The 20,225-nt window shown below is 57.7% G+C and carries 14 protein-coding genes; 4 read left to right on the top strand and 10 right to left on the bottom strand.

The window, feature by feature from the left end; all coding sequences use genetic code 11:
* Positions 1-63: 63 nt before the first annotated feature.
* From OSO_RS46175 to OSO_RS0133660, 5 genes are all read right to left on the bottom strand, one after another.
* Entirely contained in the window at positions 64-789 is a 726-nt protein-coding gene (locus tag OSO_RS46175) for an alpha/beta fold hydrolase (protein ID WP_010587269.1), read from the bottom strand.
* A gap of 35 nt (positions 790-824) precedes the next feature.
* Positions 825-2,174: a hypothetical protein gene (locus OSO_RS0133690; protein WP_010587268.1), complete on the bottom strand. Its 1,350-nt coding sequence runs from the start codon at positions 2,172-2,174 to the stop codon at positions 825-827.
* Between the two features lie 126 nt (positions 2,175-2,300).
* Positions 2,301-4,202, bottom strand: coding sequence for a 1-deoxy-D-xylulose-5-phosphate synthase (dxs, locus tag OSO_RS0133685; protein WP_010587267.1), 1,902 nt, complete (start codon positions 4,200-4,202; stop codon positions 2,301-2,303).
* Between the two features lie 155 nt (positions 4,203-4,357).
* The gene (locus tag OSO_RS0133675; protein WP_010587266.1) at positions 4,358-5,296 is read right to left on the bottom strand and encodes a polyprenyl synthetase family protein; all 939 of its coding nucleotides are present in this window, start codon (positions 5,294-5,296) and stop codon (positions 4,358-4,360) included.
* A gap of 417 nt (positions 5,297-5,713) precedes the next feature.
* Positions 5,714-6,019 (bottom strand): hypothetical protein, encoded by a 306-nt coding sequence (locus OSO_RS0133660; protein ID WP_010587265.1) that lies wholly within the window; start codon positions 6,017-6,019, stop codon positions 5,714-5,716.
* Between the two features lie 776 nt (positions 6,020-6,795).
* Here OSO_RS0133660 and OSO_RS0133650 point away from each other — a divergent pair.
* Complete coding sequence (locus tag OSO_RS0133650; protein ID WP_157605840.1) at positions 6,796-7,671, top strand: endonuclease/exonuclease/phosphatase family protein; 876 nt, start codon at positions 6,796-6,798, stop codon at positions 7,669-7,671.
* Positions 7,672-7,810: 139 nt separating this feature from the next.
* Here the strand turns inward: OSO_RS0133650 and OSO_RS0133645 are convergent, their stop codons facing one another.
* The 3 genes from OSO_RS0133645 to OSO_RS0133635 are packed head-to-tail and all read right to left on the bottom strand — an operon-like array spanning position 7,811 to position 10,462.
* Positions 7,811-9,118 carry an alpha/beta hydrolase gene (locus tag OSO_RS0133645; RefSeq protein WP_157605837.1) on the bottom strand — a complete coding sequence of 436 codons (1,308 nt, stop codon included), beginning with the start codon at positions 9,116-9,118 and terminating at the stop codon, positions 7,811-7,813.
* 1 nt (position 9,119) lies between these two features.
* Positions 9,120-10,112 carry a carboxypeptidase-like regulatory domain-containing protein gene (locus OSO_RS0133640; RefSeq protein ID WP_010587262.1) on the bottom strand — a complete coding sequence of 331 codons (993 nt, stop codon included), beginning with the start codon at positions 10,110-10,112 and terminating at the stop codon, positions 9,120-9,122.
* Positions 10,109-10,462: a PadR family transcriptional regulator gene (locus OSO_RS0133635; RefSeq protein ID WP_010587261.1), complete on the bottom strand. Its 354-nt coding sequence runs from the start codon at positions 10,460-10,462 to the stop codon at positions 10,109-10,111. The genes OSO_RS0133640 and OSO_RS0133635 overlap by 4 nt, the downstream gene beginning before the upstream one ends.
* A gap of 226 nt (positions 10,463-10,688) precedes the next feature.
* Between OSO_RS0133635 and OSO_RS0133630 the strand changes: the two genes are divergently transcribed.
* A complete protein-coding gene (locus tag OSO_RS0133630; protein WP_157605834.1) occupies positions 10,689-12,044 on the top strand; it encodes a M16 family metallopeptidase in 1,356 nt (451 codons plus the stop codon).
* Positions 12,041-13,321, top strand: coding sequence for an RNA polymerase sigma factor (locus OSO_RS48950; RefSeq protein WP_010587259.1), 1,281 nt, complete (start codon positions 12,041-12,043; stop codon positions 13,319-13,321). Before OSO_RS0133630 ends, OSO_RS48950 begins: the two co-directional genes overlap by 4 nt.
* Before the next feature lie 17 nt (positions 13,322-13,338).
* On the opposite strand, the gene OSO_RS0133620 is transcribed toward OSO_RS48950, so the two are convergent.
* Positions 13,339-14,256 (bottom strand): sugar phosphate isomerase/epimerase family protein, encoded by a 918-nt coding sequence (locus tag OSO_RS0133620; RefSeq protein WP_157605831.1) that lies wholly within the window; start codon positions 14,254-14,256, stop codon positions 13,339-13,341.
* 340 nt (positions 14,257-14,596) lie between these two features.
* Between OSO_RS0133620 and OSO_RS0133615 the strand changes: the two genes are divergently transcribed.
* Positions 14,597-17,485, top strand: a complete 2,889-nt coding sequence (locus OSO_RS0133615; protein ID WP_010587257.1) for a PSD1 and planctomycete cytochrome C domain-containing protein — start codon at positions 14,597-14,599, stop codon at positions 17,483-17,485.
* Between the two features lie 231 nt (positions 17,486-17,716).
* On the opposite strand, the gene secA2 is transcribed toward OSO_RS0133615, so the two are convergent.
* A complete protein-coding gene (gene secA2 / locus OSO_RS46165) occupies positions 17,717-20,047 on the bottom strand; it encodes an accessory Sec system translocase SecA2 (RefSeq protein WP_010587256.1) in 2,331 nt (776 codons plus the stop codon).
* Positions 20,048-20,225: the final 178 nt, after the last annotated feature.

The following is a 20,225-nucleotide window of genomic DNA, read 5'->3' as shown; positions in this document are numbered from 1 at the left end:
TCCGCAAAGCCCTCCAGCCCCGGCCACCCTCGGTAGCCCATCGACATCACATCCCGGTCGACATCACATTGGCGGCCAGCCTTGGGCGAGAGCGTTTTCCATTCGGTCACGCAGGAACTGATTGACCTGTAATGAATGCGTCAACGACACGAGATGACCGGCTCCCAGCACCGTCAAATCCGCCGTCACGTTTCGGGCAGGAAAAATGAGATCACGTTCCCCGTGGATCTGAGCCACTCGCACTTGTTCGACACCCGCGGAAGGAATCCACGTCAGGATCGCTTTTGCCGCCCATCGCAAAAATCGCAGATCCGCTTCGTGAAGTTGACGCAGTGCCCCGCACCGAAGCGGATGCATCCAGCGGCCGGCCGAGAACAACGCGGCAGAACCAATCCATTTGGGAATGAAAATCAGATCCGTCACGGGACGCAGGGCACGCAGGCGCCGCGGGATATGCAAATGCGATCGAACACTACCGATGAGATAGCATTCGTAGTTCAGCAAGCGCGATGCAACTTCGAGAGCGACCACTCCCCCGAACGACACCCCGCCAAGGAAACACGGGACGCCAGGATCAATGGTCTTTGCAAAGCGTGCCGCATAGTCCACCAGCGGTTCGTCCCATTCGGGTTCGATCCAGCTTGGAACGATCAGATCGGGAAACGCGGCACGCTGTGTCGAGAAAAGCCGCGAATCGCCTCCCAACCCGGGGAACAAAATCAGCGGTGGCGCAGAATCTCGGTGGGCGGGAACGTGGCTATCGTCAGGCGGCGGTGACGTGTGTTCCACGGAAGCGAGTGCCCTTCGACAACGATCATCATGACTTATTTGTTTGCGGCGCGCGGCGGCGGTGCCGGGCCGAACCGGATCGATTCGATCAGTTCACGTTCGTAGCGCGTGATCTTCTCGACGAGCGGTGTGTCGGCGATGAACATCAGCGAGGCCTGACGTCCGGTCGGGTCGGCCACGAGATAACAGATCCAGGTAATATCCCGATCCTTTACGGCCCCCTTGGCCGTGACGCGATAGACGAACTTTCCATCGGTGGACGGAATCACCTGCCCCTGCTCCAGCGTCTTCAGCAAATCGCCGATCGCCTTGCGGACATCGGCTTGAAAGACCTCGATCGACTTATGTTCGCCGGGCTTGGCCTGAGCGACCGGGGCCATGTCGAACTGCGCGATAAAATTGCCCTCTTCGAGCAGGCGGAACTTGGCAACCCCCTCTTCGACGCGGAAGAAGTGCCAGTGACGGTTGTGCTGCAGGCTGATGTTCCACGGCGATTCGAACTTCAACAGCATCGCGGCCGGAGTCGGCTCGGGCGAGGCCAGATCGACGATCTTCTGATCGCCCAGTCGGCCTGGAGGTTTCGACGGAACCCGTAGCAGCCGGACGCGGGCGGTGATATCCAGCCCTGGGCTGATCGGTCCGAATGCCCGAAGTTCGGTTTGAACAAAGTCCGTTTCCGAGATGTATTTGCCTTCGAGGTTGTACTTGAAGAAGCCCGTGACTTTGACTTCGGTCGACGACGCGACCGCGGCCCCCTCAAGGGTTCCATTCATCTTGATTTTGGCAATTCCCTTGTCGACCGAATCGAGCGTACAAACCAACTCACCTTTGGCGATCGCATCCAGAGCTGTCAGCATCTGAAAGGCCCAACTCGGCACGGTCCACTTGTCGCCGACCGCAACTTCGTTGGGCGGCAACAACGCGATCAATGCCAGGCTGTCGGCGGGCGAGCGAATCAAATCCAGTTCGTCCGAGGTCAGCAAACCTTGAATCGAACGCAATTCGACCCCTTCGTGGCGTCCCTGCGCGACCATCAACATCAAGGAATCGGGAAGCCGCATCTGACTTTTATTGCCGTCGAAATCGGTATCCGCCTGCGCGGTTTCATACTCGCGAACCGAGCGAAAGGCTTCCGCTTCGCTGCCTGGCCCCAGCATTCGACGCTCGCGATACGAAATCACGGCGGAAACGGTCTGCGCAAGCTGGACACCCTTGGGAACCGGCTGGACCTTACCCGAAACATCGACGCGCGTGCCGACACCAAACACGCGGATGTCATCGACCGGTTCTTCAAGTTTATATTTGTCGTCGGATTGTGCGACGGCCGAGGCCATCACCAGCACCACGCTTGTCACAATCGACGGCCAACGAAACGCTTGAAACATGGCCAACATCCTTTTTGCACGCTGTTCAAACCAAAACGCGTTCAAAGCCTACCGTGTCCGAATGGCACTTTGCTTGAAAGTTGCCGCGTCCCACGCAGCAACCATTCAAACATCCCTTGATCCATCTTATTCGACCAGCGTTCCTCGATCGGACATGGCAACGGCCGTTGCCATCAGGCTATCGACGTCCAAACCAATGTCTGCCAGCAGCTCGTCGCGTTCACCGTGCTCAATGAAGCGATCGGGAATTCCGAGCACCTTCAAATTGGCCGTGCTGACGCCTGCCGCATTGCACGCTTCCAGGACGGCCGAACCGAAACCACCGCAGACGGTATTTTCTTCGACGGTAATCTGGAATGCCGTTTCTTCCATCGCGCGGAAAATTGTGGCACGATCGATCGGCTTGGCAAAGCGGGCATTGATGACGCCCACGTCCAACCCCTCTTCGACTCGCAGACGCTCGGCGGCGGCGACACAGGTCGTAAACATTGAACCGAAGGCAATGAACATCCCGTCTTCGCCCCAGCGCCAGACTTCGGCTTTACCGAGCTCGATCGGTGCTTCCGGTCGTTCGACATGCTCGACATTGGCCTTGGGATACCGAATCGACGTCGGCCCGTTGTGGGCGAGCGCGAAATCCAACATTGGGGCGACGTCAAGTTCGTCACCAGGTGCCATCACCGTCATATTCGGGAAGATTCGCATATAGCTGTTGTCGAACACGCCGTGATGTGTCGGTCCATCCGGACCGGCCAGACCGCCGCGATCGAGACAGAACGTGACGGGCAGGTTCTGCAGCGCGACTTCCTGAAAGATGTGGTCGAAACTACGTTGCAAGAATGTGCTGTAAATGTTGACAATCGGCCGCAGACCACTCTTCGCCATTCCGCCGGCAAACGCAACAGTGTGCGCTTCGCAGATGCCCGTATCGAAGAAACGATCGGGGAATTCCTGACGGACCCGGCCGAGCTTGTTTCCTTCGCACATGGCCGCCGTCAGCACACAGACCTTGGAATCACGGTGCATCGCGTCATAGATCGCGTCGCTCATCGTGTTCGTATAGGCACGCGATGTGGACTTGCTGACCGACACCACTTCGTTGTTCTTATTCCGCACGAATGGCGGCGGTGCATGGAACATGACCGGATCTTCGCAGGCCGGCTCGAAGCCATGCCCTTTCTTGGTGAAGACATGCAGCAAGACAGGTCCGCTGACTTCCTTGACCATTTCCAGCGTGCTTCGCAGGGCAAACAGATCGTGACCGTCGACCGGACCGATGTAGCGGAAACCCATTTCCTCGAACAACATGCCGCCGTGCAAGAACCCTTTCAGTGCGTCCTTGATCTGGCCGATGGCGTCGCGTGACGGCTTTCCGACGACCGGCAGCTTGTTCAGCAACCAGTTTACATCGCGTTTCAAGCCATTGTAGAACGGGGCGGTGCGCGCCTTATCCAGGTACTTGGCTAAGCCACCGACACGCGGACAGATGCCCATTTCGTTGTCGTTCAGGATGACCAGCAAGTCTTTCTTCAACTCGGCGGCGTTATTCATCGCTTCGAACACCACGCCCGAGGGCAACGCCCCGTCGCCAATCACCGCGACCGATTTCCGTCCGGATTGACCGAGCAAGTCATCGCCGGCTTTCATTCCGAGAACGGTCGAAACGCTGGCGCCCGCATGCCCAGTCATGAACAGGTCGAACGGACTTTCATTCGGGTTCGGGAAACCCATCAGTCCGCCCTTGGTGCGAATCGTCGAGAATCGATCGAATCGCCCCGTAATCAGCTTGTGAGGATAGATCTGATGTCCGGTGTCCCAGATCAGGCGATCCTTGGAGAAATCGTAAACCAGGTGCAGTGCCAGACACAGTTCCACAACGCCCAGGTTGCTCGCGAAGTGAGCGGATCGCTCCTGGACCACGTTGCACAGCGCCTCACGGATCTCGTCGCCCAACTGCACCAGTTGCTGATCGGTCAAACCACGCAATTCAGCAGGTGAATGAATCCGAGGCAGCAGTTCAAACTTCATCTTCGACTCCAGTCAGGATCGAGAAATATGCAAATGTCGGAATCGCAAAATTCGAGCAATATTAGAAAACAAAGGCCGTCGGAAAAGAGCCGCGGACGCGACTTCCAACATCAAAAATTATGGATTCCAGAAATGAATCGTTCGTTTGCCATGGGTCAGTGATCTCGTCGTGTCACGAATCTGGCCAGCTCCATCAGCGGAGCGGCTCGTTCACCCAACGGTTCCAGCAATCGACAGGCTTCATCAATCAAATCATCCGCCTTCCGGCGACTTCCATCGATCCCCAACAAACCGGGATACGTCATCTTGCCAAGCGTGGCATCTTTGCCAACGTTCTTCCCCAGCTTGGTCGCGTCGCCTGTCACGTCTAATAGATCATCCGCAATTTGGAACGCCAATCCAACGCGTTTTCCGAACTCTTCCAGTCGATTCACCAGTTCGGGTTTCGCCTGGGCCACGCGCGCTCCCAGCGTGACAGCCGACATCAGCAACCGCCCCGTCTTACGTCGATGAATGGCTTCAAGCTGGGCAAGCCCTGCCGATTCCCCTGAATTGTCCGTGGCACTACCCAACTGTCGATCAGCCGACTGCTGTTCTGCTTCGAGGTCCGCAACCTGTCCACCAACCATTCCGCACCAGCCTGCCGCCGACGCCAGATCGGCACAACAGGCCGCTGCAACCCCCCCCGGCTGAATGTCACGCGCCATCACTTCGAAGGCCAGCGTCAACAACGCATCCCCGGCGAGAATTGCCATCGCCTCGCCATACACCTTGTGATTCGTCAGCCGCCCCCGGCGATAGTCGTCATCGTCCATTGCGGGCAAGTCGTCATGAATCAAGGAATACGTATGGATCATTTCGATGGCACAAGCGGCCGGAAGCGCCGCGTCGCTATCGCCACCGCACGCTTCGCATGCCAGCAGAACCAAAATCGGACGCAGTCGCTTACCACCAGCGAGGAGGCTGTACGCCATCGACTCACTCAGTTTGCTCGGGCTGTCGATTTCAGGAGCCACGTAGTTTGCCAATCGTGCATTCACACGATCGCGAAACGTTGCCAGATCTGATTCGAACTGTTGGCCAAGCACAGACATCTAGTCCATCCGCATCCATGCGACAAACACGTGGGTTGAATGCAACTGTCGCCGAACGCCGAGCACCCCACGCGCGGTTGTAATGTCGAATATGCTAACCAAGAACACTTGGTCCAGCAAAGCGTCAACCCCGAAAAAAGTCCAGCTCTTAAGCATCTCGGGTTTGCACAACTCAATGCGTCCCGGCCCTTTCCAACAGTCGACGGCGACGCAAACCTCGATTTTTATGGCAGGAAATGCCCACGAGGGCGACCGGAAAGTTCCAGTCGCCCTCGTGGGTCAGGCGGTGCGTTTTCGATGATCCGATCCCCAGGCCGGGTGCAGGCCTTAGCGATCAGAAAGCGTCGTCAGGTGCAGTGACAGACCGTTGAGTGCAAAGCCAGAGAGAGATAAACCGTTCTGTTCCAACAAGATCGATTACTGTTCGTAGTCGATGTGGCTGCCAGCGACGACGTCGCACGATTCATCGCAATAGTCCAGACGATCCTGGAACATGCTGCCGCCAACCATCGACTGATGTCCGGTCGTCCCTTGCAGATTGAACGTCTGATTCATGGCACCGATCGACGACCCGACGTCTTCCAGTTCGTTATTCACGTTGATGCCGACTTCCGACAGTCCGACGATCATCGACAACACCGCGACCGTGGCGACGATCACCAGTTCGGCCGAGATCACAAAACCGGCTTCATCATTCATCAGGCTGACAAATAGTGCGTTCATGGCGGGAGTTCCTTTCTGAGGACTCAAGTGAAACTGTTGTCTGCGTTATTTGTTGTCGTTGCTTGGTGTTTCGCAGGATGATCAGGTGTAAAGCAGACTGAATGCCAAAGCTGCGGAACCTGAACAAAATGGGCAAGAAAACAACAACAATTAGAACGCAACAGACTGACATAAAAAGACTTGTGATACGAAAAGAAAAATGTAAAGAGCCCGATACACACCTTGACCGCACCGCCCCGCAATGATGCCCGAACGCAACGCCCTTGCGACACAGATCAACGCAAAACATTTCCCACAAGACCGTTACAGCGCACCTCCGCGGCCGTGGCGATGCGGCAATTGGGCAACATGGAATTCCGACAGTGAAACCACCCGACAAAAGCGGGCATTCCCCCCCCTCGAGCAACGCCGTGACGGATTTCTGCTCGTCAGAGGAAAGTACGGGGGATGCCAATGTCAGCCAACCGTGGTATTTCCTGCGAGCCGAAGGGCCCAGCCGTTCCACCAGCTCAACCCCCAGAAGGCCTCCGCGTCCCGACGAGCCGGGTCGAACACGCCAATTTTCGTGAACGCCTGCCAGGCCAACCATTCACCTGAACCGGATCTCATCGCATTCTTCGAGACGCAAGAGATTGCCCAATGCAACGACGGGCGATCCAACCCACGTTGACAGGCCAGAACCAGTTTGGGACACAGTGCCCGACCGAACGTGTCGCAATGAATTTGGACTAACCAACGCTGCCGATGGCGTTCATCGACAGGAACAGAAAACCGCGATGGCCCGAGAGATGCGAGACACTCCCATGACACCCGCCTCGACTGTCACCTCACCGCGCTGGAAGGCAGTCGTGCTCGGCCTGACAGTGACTCTTGTCGGCCTGATCGCCTGGGACGGTGCGGAGCGACGTCCTGCGGATATGACCAGTCCATTGCCGCAGAGCGTCACGACCAAGACGCTGCGGCAAGCCCCCGCAAGACTGACCCTGGCCAGTTTCAACATCCATAGCGGGAAAGGCACGGACGGCGTGCGCGACCTTTCCCGGATCGCAAAACTGCTGGAAGGCGTGGATTTCGCTGGCTTGTACGAGGTCCGAGCCCAATCGGATGCACGTCAACCCAATCAGGCGGCAGCCTTGGTGGACACGAATGAAGGAGGTTGGGTCTTCGCACCAACGGAACAGCAATGGTGGTCCGACCAATTCGGAAATGGATTAATCCACCGCATTCCGGTCAACTCGGTGCTGCGCATCCCTCTGGTCAACACGCGCGGCAAAGCCTATCGAAATGCCATTCTCGCCAACATCAAACTGCAAGCGACCGACGTTCGCGTGATCGCCGTGCACATCGACCGGGAAAAAGACCGACGACAACAACTGCAAGCGGTCATCGATCTGTTCCAGAGCCTTCAGCCGCCCTGTATCCTGATGGGCGATTTGAACACGACCGCCGACGATCCGTTACTCGTCCACTTGCGCGAAAGCCCCGGCGTCCACAGCCCCCTGCACGATTCCATCCCCGACACGCTGCCCAGCCAGGGGATCGACTGGATCTTCACCCGCGGCTTGAAAACGATCTCCGCCGCTCTCATCAACAACTCAGCCTCCGACCACCCCCTCCTCCGCGCCGAACTCGAACCAACGGACGCGCCATAGAACCCTTTCCATCCCCTCTGTGTCTCCGCGTCTCTGTGCCTCCCTTACCACCAATGCACGCCCGAAGTACGCGAAACGTACAGGTGGATCCAGCGGGGGTAAGGGAGACACGGAGGTTCAGACAAAGAGTGTTCTTGTGTTATTTTGGTGATGCTTGCAGCCAGTCGATCCCCGCGCGAATGTTGTCAAAAACGGAACCTTGCCAGCCGTGACCTCCGTCATAGTCCACAAGAGTCACCATGGCACCTGAGCTCGTGAGTCTGTTTTTCGCATCTTGCGCCATTGAATACGGACAGATTTTGTCCGCAGGCGAATGCAGCAGATAAATCCGACGGCCTTTTGCATTTGTGATCGGCGGCAACTGATCCGGTTTGAAGACGGACATTGCGATGAACGCACCGGCGAGTGGCGTCTTTTCCTGAAGCACGGTGGCATACACGGCGGGACCACTGGAAGACCAACCGAGCGCATAGACGCGATTCGGATCGTGCCCGCATCGCTGACGAACATCGGCAATGATTGCCTCGATCGAGGCTTCGGTCGCCGCCACACGATGGGTCGACGATTGAGTGGGCCAGACGATTTGAGGCGGTGCGATCATCTGCGCAACGACAAACCGGCCACCCAGCCCTTGCCGATGAATCTCACGGATAAACGGATGAAACTCGATCGAACCATCTCCACCTGGCAGCACGATCAGCAACGGAAACCCGTCTGCCGGAGGTTTTGCGCTCGCGTCCGGCTTGATCAAAACGTAGCTGGTCGAACCTCCGGACGGGACGGTGAGCTCGATCGGCGTTGGCGGCTCGCTCGTGCCGGACACACTTGCCGGGCGTCCCCCCTCGTTCGCAGACACGTCCGTCGGAACCTGTCCATCAGAATCGAGATAGCTCGCTTTCAGCTCATCAAACCAGACTTTACCTGGCCCATAGATCTGGAAGGCAATCTTGATCGATTTCGTCCCTTCGGGAATCTGTGTGGTCCCTCGGTACGACTTCCAGTCGTGTGTCACGATCGGATCTTTCGGTTCTTTCTGACCGATATAGACGGCCCACTCATGCGAAAGAGGCTTTCCGGCCTGATCGAAGTACAGGACGTCGATCACCGCCTTCGTCACTTTCGCCGCCTTGACTTTGGCGGTCAGGGCGAGCGTCGACTCCGCTCGATTGTGCGTGAATGACTTCGACCACCCGGCAATCGGAAAGTACCGATTCTCGGCCTTTTGAAGGCCCAGACTGCGGCTCCCTTCCGATCCGGCCGACTTGTCATAGACGTATCTCACACTCGAAACATCGCCGTCGCGCTGCCAGCCGTCGGGCTCTTTGGTTCCCGATTCAAAGCTGTCTTCGACCAGCACGTCGGTCGGCGCGTCCGCGGCAAACAGTACCCCTGTGGAATAGACCACCAGTACGACCATCGCAGTAATCCTGCAAGACACTTCAAACATCCTAAGACTCCTCTGATGGGGAAGCCGGAACTGACATCATCCGGATCGTGATCGTCTCGCCCGCAGCGGGGACGGTCACATCGTGTGTTTGCCACTCACCCGTCTTGCCGCGCAGCAGAACCGTGGCGATATCACCTGACGAAAAGTACGGAAGCGTTGCGCACCCTTCCCGGTCGGTCTGAGAAATGATCGACTGCGCACTGTCGAAATAGACTTGATGCTGTTCGCCGCCCGGTTCGACACGCCGATGCGGCAGCACGTCGACCCCGGCCAGTGTTTCACCACGGTCCGACTCGACGCGCAGAGTCAAACTCGAAGCGGGGGGCAACTGCAACGTGACCGGAGTAAATGTCCCATGCTGATTTCCATAGTAGGCCGACTTCAGCAACCGCTTTTCAGCAATGACCGCCAATTGACATTCGTAGAGTTCATCGATCGGATGCACATTCTCAATCGAAAATTGACCACCCGCATTGGTTGCGGTCACAAACGCCCGCTGGAAGTACGACTGGTCTGGCCACGTTTTCACGACGGCCAGAACCTGTGCATTCGGAATCGGTCGCCCTTCTTCATCCACGATCCGACCCGTCAGATCGCCTGTCCAGTCATGCGCGAGCATCGTGGCGATGCCAGGAGGTAGCTGAGCAAGCTCCAACGTGGGGACTCGGAGTGCCCGTTTCGAGGCCCCAAACCAGAGAGCCGCCACCGACACGGCGAGACAGGCCGTCATCCCCAGATGCACCCGATGCCACAGCGCCAAACTATGAACCGCCTCGCGATGACACTGCGCGGCAATTTTTGAGGCGTCACCGAAACTCGCCATCGCCTCCCGACGAGCCTGCTCGGGCGACATCCCCCGCGCGACGTTTTCATCCGTCCGCTCGGCCAGATGAAATGCGATCTCGTCTTCGATCGCGTCACCAAACTCTTGTGCCGATCGCGCCGCGGGTGTCCGAAGGTAGTCAAACAGATTGGAAATCAGCTTTGGAATCATGTCGTCGCCTCCAGGACCTTCGCATCCAGGATCTGCGTAATCCCCTTCACGATGATGTTCCACGAGTCCACTTCACGAACCAGTTGCGTTTTGCCCGTTCGAGAAAGCTCATAGAATTTGGCACGTCGGTTGGATTCCGAGAGCCCCCATTCGCACGTGATCCAGCCCCGCCGTTCCAGTCGATGCAGCGCCGGATAAAGCGATCCTTCTTCAATCGTCAACACGTCGTCGCTAGTCGATTGAATCCAACGCGTGATCTCGTATCCATGTCGCCGCCGCGCGTGGAGCGATTTGAGGATCAACATGTCGAGTGTCCCCTGCAACAGGTTCACTTTGTCGCCGCTGGCCATAATCAACTCCACTAGAATGACTAGGGGAATGAGCCTAAAGCGACTCCCCTAGAGTGTCAAGGGAAAAGACAATTCAGGGGAGCTCCGCTTGGCGGTTGCTGATCGGACCGGTCATCCTTCAAATCAATGTTCCGCAAAGAAATCTTCCAAAATTCCTGTCACACTCTGCCGTGTGGCGACACTTGCTTACGGACAGGACGTTTTTTCTAACGACGAGGACGCAACGGTGTTCAAACAATGGTCCACATTGGCGGTCATCCTGGCGATGTCGATTCCGGCAACCGCTCAAGTGAATTCGTTTCGATTGACGAATGGAGTGGCAGTCTCCGTCAATACGATCGAGCAGGCCGACACGATCGCGATGGAGATGGTCTATCACGTCGGATTCTTGCACGAACCCGAAGGCATGGTGCAGGCGGCACATTTACTCGAACATCTCGTGTGCTGTTCACCATGCGAGGGATTTGCAGAGCGCGAGGCAATGCAGTTCCTCAATCAAATTGGGCTTGCCAACGCGGAAACATTGCCAACGCTGACGCACTATGACTACCTCGTACCCAAAGACCAGTTCCTCAAGGTCTTGCAGATCGAACGAGATCGAATTCAACGCTTCACCGTCGAGCGTCAGCGACTCGTCACCGAAGCCAAACGGTGCTATCAGGAAACGGACGTCGTCGAAGCAAACCCGTCCAGCGGGATGCTGAAGCACGCCTTTATGGCCTGTAGTCACGCCTGGCGGTTTCAATCCGATCGAGCCTTGGTTCGAGGTGGCATGGAAGCGTTCGATATCGATGACTTGAAGGCCTTTCACATGCAGTATTACAACCCCAAACATCTCACGATCGCGATCACGGGAGCCATCACTGCCCACGATGCACGTGAGGCCCTGAATGCCCAACTCAGTTCCATTCCCGCGTCGGAACATGTCGTCCCCGAATGGGATTGGAACAGCATCCCCAAACATCACTCCATTCGTTGGGATTCGAAAGTTCGCGGCGTCTGCATCGCCTGGAAACCGCCGGCGAAAACATCAGACGGCACCGCGCTGAGCATACTTGGTTTGTTCGCGATGCAATCACTGTCCGACGATGCGGAATTGAAAGCAAAATGCCATCACGTCAGTTGTTCGAACAACTCCTGGATTGTGGGTGATTTACCTTTATTCGCGTATGCATCCCTCCGCGACGGCGAGGACATCGCTCAAGTCGAAGCGCTATTGATCTCGCGTTTCGAAACCTTACTGAACAAAGCCTGCGCAACGGTGGCAGTGCAATTGCCCCTGTTGGCAGCTCAGGCGAAGACGGCAACGACCTGGCGTCAGATTCGACAGACCGCGCCGACCCTGATGCAAGGAGGGCGGAAAGAATCCGAAGCCATCGGTTTGTGCATGCTGCAGGATGCCCTGAATCGCATCATGCAAGCTCGGTTGCTCGGGCAGGAATCCGAAGCGGCCCCCAAACCATCCGCACGAATGAGCGCGGCACAACTGACAAAGCTGGTCCGCGACACCGTCACAACAGAGTCTCGAAGAGTGGTCCATATTCTTCCACTGGGTCCCTCGAACGCGGGAGAGGGACAATGACGAAGACGTCAGACGACGTACTGATCCTGGCCGTGCGAGACGGTGATCGAACGGCATTCGCCGAACTCGTGGAACGATATCGCGATCTGGTTGTTGGTGTTGCGTATAGTCAGGTCGGAGATTTCGCGCGCAGCGAAGACATTGCGCAGCAGGCGTTCATTACAGCATGGAAACGCAATTTTGATCTCGCCGATCCATCACGGATCGCGGCGTGGCTTTGTGGGATCGCCAAGAATCTGGTTCGGAACGAACGACGACAGATTGCCCGCGAGTCCTCGGAACCGCTCGACGATCAAACAGCATCGCGACCGGCCGAATCCCCCGAACAGCAAGCCATCGCGCGCGAAGAAGCCGAGCTGCTTTGGTCGGTGCTGGACAAGATTCCAGAAACGTATCGCGAGCCGATGATTCTGTACTATCGCAACGAATCCACCACAGACGAAGTGGCCGCCGCACTCGACATCTCTCCCGACGTCGTTCGGCAGCGTCTTTCCCGAGGCCGAAAACTGCTGGAAGAGAAAGTGGCCGAGTTCGTCGAGACGACACTGTCCAAACGAAAAGTCTCGCACGGATTTGTTGGCTCAATCTTGCTCGCATTGCCCGCCAGCGGCGCAGCCAAGACAGCCGGTGTCGCAGCCACGACCGGACTGACTTCCTGGGCCGGGCTTGGAGCACTGCTGGGCCCCCTGGTCGGCATCGCAGGCGGGGCCTATGGCTCCAAGCGTTCGCTCGACAATGCCACGTCCAGCATCGAGCGGCGATTTCTCTGGCGATTCATCGCTTGGATCTCCCTCCTGATTGCCGCACTCCTCGCGGCTCAATCGGCGATGCGAACCTGGTTCCCGAACGCACCACGCGGAACATCGGAACTGATTTGGGGGCTCTATGGCTTATTGCTACCACTCTCGATCACGCTCGGTAATCGTCGACTCAAGGCGATCAAACGCGAGCATGGTACGAAGGAAGAACAAGCGGTCATTCAACGAACTGACGAAAGTCCTTTTCCGACACGAGGGGCGGCGTGGAACATTGGGATCGCCATTACAGGGTCAACGGCCTGGATGTTTGCCACGGCGGCCGTTTGCCGAGACTGGATTGGATTGATTCTGGCGACGGCCCTGCTGGCGATCCTGCTTGGCACCTTTGTGCCAAGAACCCTGCGAGCGAGCACAACGCGTCAGCTGGAAACATCCAACTTTCACGCGGTGCTCGCGATCCTCGCGGGAACACTCGTGGTTGCCGCGATGCGCTGGTCCGCGTGGTTACCGGCGTTTTGATCGCCGACGTCCCCCTACTACGCGTTGTACGGATTGATAATGTGCTCATCCATCCGGCGCGCGATCTCGGTCAAGCGATCCAGTTCGCCGCCCGCGACTTCGGCCGTGGCCCAACCTGAATAGCCGATTTCCTTCAGAGCCGTGATCACCGCCGGCCAGTCGCAATCACCGTCACCAATCTCCACACCGAATCCCGCGCCCTTCCCTTTTTCATTGGCGATTTTGCGACTGAATTCCTTGATATCAAGCTTGCCGATTCGTGGACCCAGCGTTCTGATCCAGTGCTCTGGCCAGCCGTAATTGACGATGTTGCCCACGTCGAAATAGCACCCCACGTCAGGGCTGTTGAACTCGTCAATATAGCGAGCCATCTCGACTGGGCTGAGCAGGAAGTTGTTCCAGACATTCTCGAACAGAATCTTGATGCCCAGTTCCGATGCCAGTGGCAGACACTTCTTGATCTCGACCTGGGATCGTTTGTAGGCGTCTTCGTACGAGATCTCTTTATTGACGACGGCCGGAACGAGCAGGACCGTGGTGCCGCCGTAGACTTTGGTTTCGCGCAGACATTTCTGCAGCACTTCCACACCCTTGGCGCGGACCGCCGCATCGGGACTGCTGAGCGGTTGGCCCCAGTGGACATAGTCGACCATCCCATGCACGATCAGACCGGATTCGGTCATCGCACGCTTCACCTCTTCGACGGGCTGATCGCTGTCGACATCGACCCCTTCGAAACCGGCTTCTTTGACCATCTTGAACTTGTCGAGCAAGGTCCCCTTGCCCCGTACCATACTCAGCTTGACCGCTTTGCGAAGCTTTAGCTTGGAATCGGCGGCTTGTAACGCCGAGCTATTCAGAGCCATTGCGCCGGCGGATACGGCCAGACTAGCGGCCTTCAGGAAATCACGTCGATCAAGAATCGGATTCGTCATCTGTTTCACCATGGGGTACAACGAGTGGAGTTGTCGAGAACCGGATTTGACGCGTCGATCTGCTCGCGACAAGCAAGTCGACCAGCCCGAGGGCGCTGCATGCACACTTGTCAGGGCAGAGTGGCTGTGCCGCTTGCACCCCAGGCATCAACAATGACTTGTACCATTCCACGGGCGGCACTCGCAAACGCAACGACGCCACGTTGTCATCTCATCAAGACATCGTCACCACAGACCACTGAACACCATCGACACACGCGGCCGTCCAACCGGATTCTCACGACGCTCGTTCCGCATTTTGGGTAGAATCTCGTTCCCCACTGCGTATACATTGTTGTTTATGCGAGCGAACATTTGTCTGATCAAAACGATTCTGTGCGGTTTGTTCTCTGTCGTGGCGGCATCTGGCGCTGACGTCGAATTTCCGCGCGAACAGATCGAATTCTTCGAAAAACAAATCCGCCCGGTCCTGGCAGCCCAATGCTGGAATTGCCATTCCGACGCCAAACAGGAATCAGGTCTCAGGCTCGATTCACGTGCCGCGGTACTCCAAGGCGGCGATCGCGGTGAGACGGTGAAGTCCGGGGATGCCGCCGCGAGCCTGCTGGTCCATGCCGTCCGGTATGACGATGAACTGAAGATGCCCCCGAATGGCCGATTGACGCCCGAACAAGTGGCCGCTTTTTCGCGCTGGATCGACTGGGGTCTGCCGTGGCCGATCGAAAAAGCAGGATCGGCCAGGGCCCGTGCCTGGAAGTCGCACTGGTCCTTCCAGCCCGTCGCCAACCCGGTCGCCCCTGCCATCCCCGGCAACACCTGGCCCCGTTCACCCATCGACGCATTCGTGCTCGAAAAGCTCAATGCGAACTCCACACCGCCCGCCCCCGAAGCCGATCGTCGTACGCTGATTCGACGCGCGACGTTTGACCTGCACGGCTTGCCACCGACGCCTGATGACGTGGCCGAATTCCTTGCTGACCAGGCCCCCGATGCCTATGAACGCCTGATCGATCGCTTGCTTTCATCGCCCCGCTACGGTGAACGCTGGGGCCGCTATTGGCTCGACGTCGCCCGTTATGCCGACAACAAGGGCTATGTGTTCTTCGAAGAACCGTCGTATCCCTGGGCCTATACCTACCGGGACTATGTGATCAAGTCGCTGAACGACGACAAGCCGTACGATCAGTTCATTGTCGAACAACTGGCCGCGGATCAACTCGATCGACACGGTGACGACAGTTCGCTGGCCGCGATGGGGTATTTGACCGTCGGCAGCCATTTCATGGGCAACGTCCACGACATCATCGACGATCGAATCGATGTCGTCACACGCGGGTTGATGGGTCTGACGGTCACCTGTGCGCGATGTCATGACCACAAGTACGACCCCATTCCGACCGCTGACTATTATTCGCTGTACGGTGTCTTTCGCAGTACCGTCGAACCGCTCGTCCCGCCTCAACTCGCAACGACCACAGAATCGGCCGAGTATCACCGCTTCACGATCGAACTGTCGGTGCGACAACAGAAGCTCGACGATTTCATTCATCAGAAGCATGCCGCACTGGTCAACGGAGCCAGAACGCGCGTCGCTGAATACTTGCTGGCGGCTCGTGCCGCGGCAGAACGGCCCGCCGTCGACGACTTTATGTTGATCGCCGACCCCGACGATCTGAATCCGGCGATGATCGTTCGATGGCAGTCTTATCTCGAAAAACTATCCGCGGTCCTTGAACCGATCGCCACCGCAGCCGTGCCCGTCACGACAGGACAAACCCACGCGCTCGAGCCGACGCATCCGGTCTGGGGTCCCTGGTTCGTGTTGGCCAAAGCCAAAGACGACCAGTTCGCCGCCGAACGAGACCGACTGCAAACGCAAATCATACGCGGTGCACGTGGGGCCACGAACCGCCTGGTCACGGCACTGTTCACCGGCGCCACCGCCCCCGCGTCGATTGATGAACTCGCCTCTCGGTACGGCGATTTGATGAAGTCAGTCCACCAGGAATGGCAAGTCCGGCTGCAAGAGGCCATTGTTCTGAAGCGCCCCATTCCGGTCGCATTCGAGGACCCCGACAAAGAAGCTCTGCGTCAGGAACTGTATGGCGAGTTTGCTCCGGCGAACGTTCCGCTCATCTTCGGTTGGGGCTTCTTATCCCTGTTACCCGATCGTGTATCGCAGGGTGAATATCAGAAGGTGCTGAAAGACGTCGAGCAATGGATCATCAATGGTCCCGGTGCCCCACCCCGGGCCATGGTTCTGCTCGATGGCGAACTTCATGAACCTCGCGTCTTTCAACGAGGCAACCCCAGTCGCCCCGGCGAGACCGTGTCGCGGCATTTTCTGTCGGCGATCTCCGATGGACGCCCGTTCGAGCAGGGTAGTGGCCGATTGGAAATGGCCCAGGCGATCGTCGATCCGGCCAATCCACTGACGTCCCGTGTCTTCGTGAATCGCTTGTGGCAAGACCATTTCGGATTGGGACTCGTACGAACCCCTAGCGATTTCGGAGTTCGCAGCGATCCCCCCACGCATCCCGAACTGCTCGATTGGCTCGCGAAAGAGTTCAGCGGCCCGGCGACTGTGGGTCAGAACATCGACCTTGCACGCCACGATGCATCTGGTCGCCGCTATTCCGTCAAAAGAATGCAGCGAACCGTGATGACCAGCCAGGTTTATCGCCAGGTCAGCGACGCGGCGAACGACGGTACCGACCCTGAAAATCGGTTGTGGCATCGGTTCAATCGTCGCCGCCTTGATTTTGAAGCGATGCGCGACGCTCTGGTCTTCGTGACCGGGCAGTTGCAGGATCGAATCGGCGGTCGTTCCCAGAATCTCCTCGACGGGTTTCAACCGCGCCGTACGTTGTACTCGTTCCTGAACAGGCTCGACCTGCCGGGCATCTACAGCGTGTTCGACTTCCCCAGCCCCGCCGCGACCAGCGGTCAGCGCGAGACCACCACCATCTCACCGCAAGCGCTGTTCATGATGAATGGCCGCTTGATCGAAGCGGTCGCCGACACCATTCCGACACGACCTGAGCTTGGCTCTCAAACTGACGTGGGCGAGCGTGTCCGCCGCCTGTATCAGATCTTGTTCCAGCGAACGCCGAAACCAAACGAACTGCGACTGGCCAGCGAATTCCTGGGAACCGAACCCACCGCCGCCGCATGGTCCCAATTCGCACACGCCCTGCTGCTGACAAACGAGTTCGTCTTCGTCGATTGAACTGGAAGATCTCATCGGCGGATCACGTGCTTCACGTTTGTTCGTTCGTTCCCCTCGTTCCCCTCGTTACCAAGCTCCCGCTTGGTAACGCCTCATGCGATTCAATTTTCAGTCGAGCCGCAAAGTGGTCTCGGACCAACCTACACATTTCTGATGTGCAGAAAGCGTCACCAAGCGGGAGCTTGGTAACGAGAAATGACCGCGTTTGGCATCGCCACTGGACACCTCGTCTTACCTGTAGATCGCCTGCTTCACGTTCCGGCGAATCCGCTCAAACAGATCCCCCATCGGATTGTCATTCACCATATACGTCCACGTGGTCGACGACCCATTCGTCGCCTCATCGTGATCGGAAAGTGTCTCGCGATGCTGGAAGAATTCGCGAAACGCCAGCGACGACTTCGCTTCGACGCGTTTGAAAAACGTTCGGAACGCGCTGGCCAGTTCGTCGTTATAGACAACCAGCGGATCGAACCCGCCCATACTGACCAGATGGATGCCATCGCGGATTTCGGCCACGCGTTCGAGATAGTCCGACCAGCAATCATCGATCGCCTGCAGCGTGACCTGTCGTTCAATCTTGTCCACGGCGGCCTGTCCGAATCGGGCGACACGATTTTGGAAGAACCCATCCTCAGACAATCGCAGCGGATTCACTTCGTCGACACCGCGCATGACGAGTAAGCGATAGTCCTGAACGGTTCGACGTTGCTGTTCGACCAGATGGGAATACTTTCTGAGCGTCCGATGAATCTCCAGATTCGCGCCCTCGACCACGCGTTGGATATGTGCGATCCGTTCGCCCGCCGCACGATTTTCCGCCCCCGCATCGGACCTCGCCAGGCCTGCATCGTCTTCGGTGAGACCGTGATGGACGAGCAGTTCATCCTCAAAGCTGACAAAGAACCGAGTGTCGCCGGGATCCCCCTGACGTCCCGCCCGCCCCCGCAATTGATTGTCGATTCGTCGAGATTCGTTCCGGCTGGTTCCGATGACAAACAGGCCGCCCAGTTCCACGACCGCCGGATGGTCGGACTCATCGTGACCGCCCAACCGAATGTCGGTACCGCGTCCTGCCATGTTGGTCGAAATCGTCACGGCTCCAAGTGCCCCCGCCTCGGCAATGAGTTCCGCTTCGCGCTCGTCGTTCTTCGCATTCAGCACATTGCACGCAATGCCGCGCCGGATTAATTGCTCTGCGAGATATTCCGATTCTGCCACACTGGCGGTTCCGACAAGTACGGGCCTTCGCCGACGGTGCGCGCTGTCGATCTCGTCCACGATGGCGGCGAACTTCTGCCGCTGAGTGACAAAAATCCAGTCCGAGAAATCCTGCCGGCGACAGGGCCGGTTCGGCGGAATGATCACAATCCTGGTGTCGTAGAATTCGTGAAGTTCGTGTGCGGCCTCTTCGGCGGTCGCCGTCATGCCACCGATCCTCGCATACAACTTCAAGAAATGCTGAAGTGTGATTGAGTTCAAGATCTTGCCTTGCGGCTGAATCTCGAGTTTCTCTTTGGCTTCGATGGCGGCCTGCAGTCCCCAGGGCCAGCGGCGATTTTCGACGACGCGTCCGGTCAGTTCGTCGACCAGTTCGATCCGCCCCGCCCGCACGAGGTAATCAACGTCGCGCCGCATCAGTACCTCGGCGTGCAGCGCCAGATTCAACCGAGCCAAGAGATTGGCGTTCTCTTCGGTGTGAAGCTCACCACAGCCTAACTCACGCCGCAGACGATTGAGTCCCGGCGGGTTGTAGCTGACATTTCTCCAGGCCGAGTCTGTCCCATAGTCAATTCGCGGCCGCAGCCGCCGCACCAGATCGGCATAGTGGTATAGGTCGTCTGCATGGCTGCTGCTGCGGGTGGCGATGACCATCGGGATTCGCCCCTGATCGATCAGCAGCGAATCGGCCTCGTCCACGATCGCATAGAAATGCCCCCGCTGAACATGGCGATCGGGACTTGCCGCCAGTTGATCCCGCAGGAAATCAAAGCCCGCTTCTTTTGCCGTGGAATAAGTGACGTCGCACTGATAGGCGGCCCGACGCTCGCTCGGCGTCATCCGTGAGACCACGCAGGCGACCGAAAGTCCAAGCCATTCGTAAATCGGCCGCATCCAGTTGGCATCGCGCTCGGCCAGGTAGTCGTTGAACGTCAGCACATGTACGCCGCGGCCCAGTAAGGCGTTCAGACAGGCGGGGAACACCGCCGCCAGAGTTTTTCCCTCACCGGTCTGCATTTGCGCGATCTTGCCTTCATGAATCGCAAGCCCCGCGAGCAATTGCACGTCGAACGGCGTGACGTGCAGCGTCCGCCGGGCAGCCACGCTGACCAGCGCAAACATTTCCACCAGAACGTCGTTCAGCGTCGCCCCACTCTGGGTGCGAGCCCTGACATCGACGACACGCTTTTGCAATTCGTCATCGCGCAACGGCGAAAGTTCCTCAATGCGCCGCTGGATTTGCTCGCACCGATGCCGTGCCGAGGAAAGACTGATTTCGATCGCTTGTCCACTAAGTCGACGCAATCCCGTGACGACTTTTCGAAAGAACGACGCGATCACGGTCTCACCACAAGTTTCCCGCCTGTTGAAAACGGGGCTGACTCCATCGAGACCCAACGGGCATTGAGGGGAATGCCCGCGGACGCGGTGCCGACGCCCTGTTTTCAACAGGCTGACAGTATGAGGAACGCCCAATCATAGCGCTGGCCAGTGGATCGGCTAGGCATTGTCCACCCGA

Origin of the sequence: Schlesneria paludicola DSM 18645, from assembly GCF_000255655.1 — a bacterium.
Lineage (GTDB): Bacteria > Planctomycetota > Planctomycetia > Planctomycetales > Planctomycetaceae > Schlesneria > Schlesneria paludicola.
Note: the sequence above shows the minus strand (reverse complement) of the source record. Positions and strands in the feature narration are given on the sequence as shown.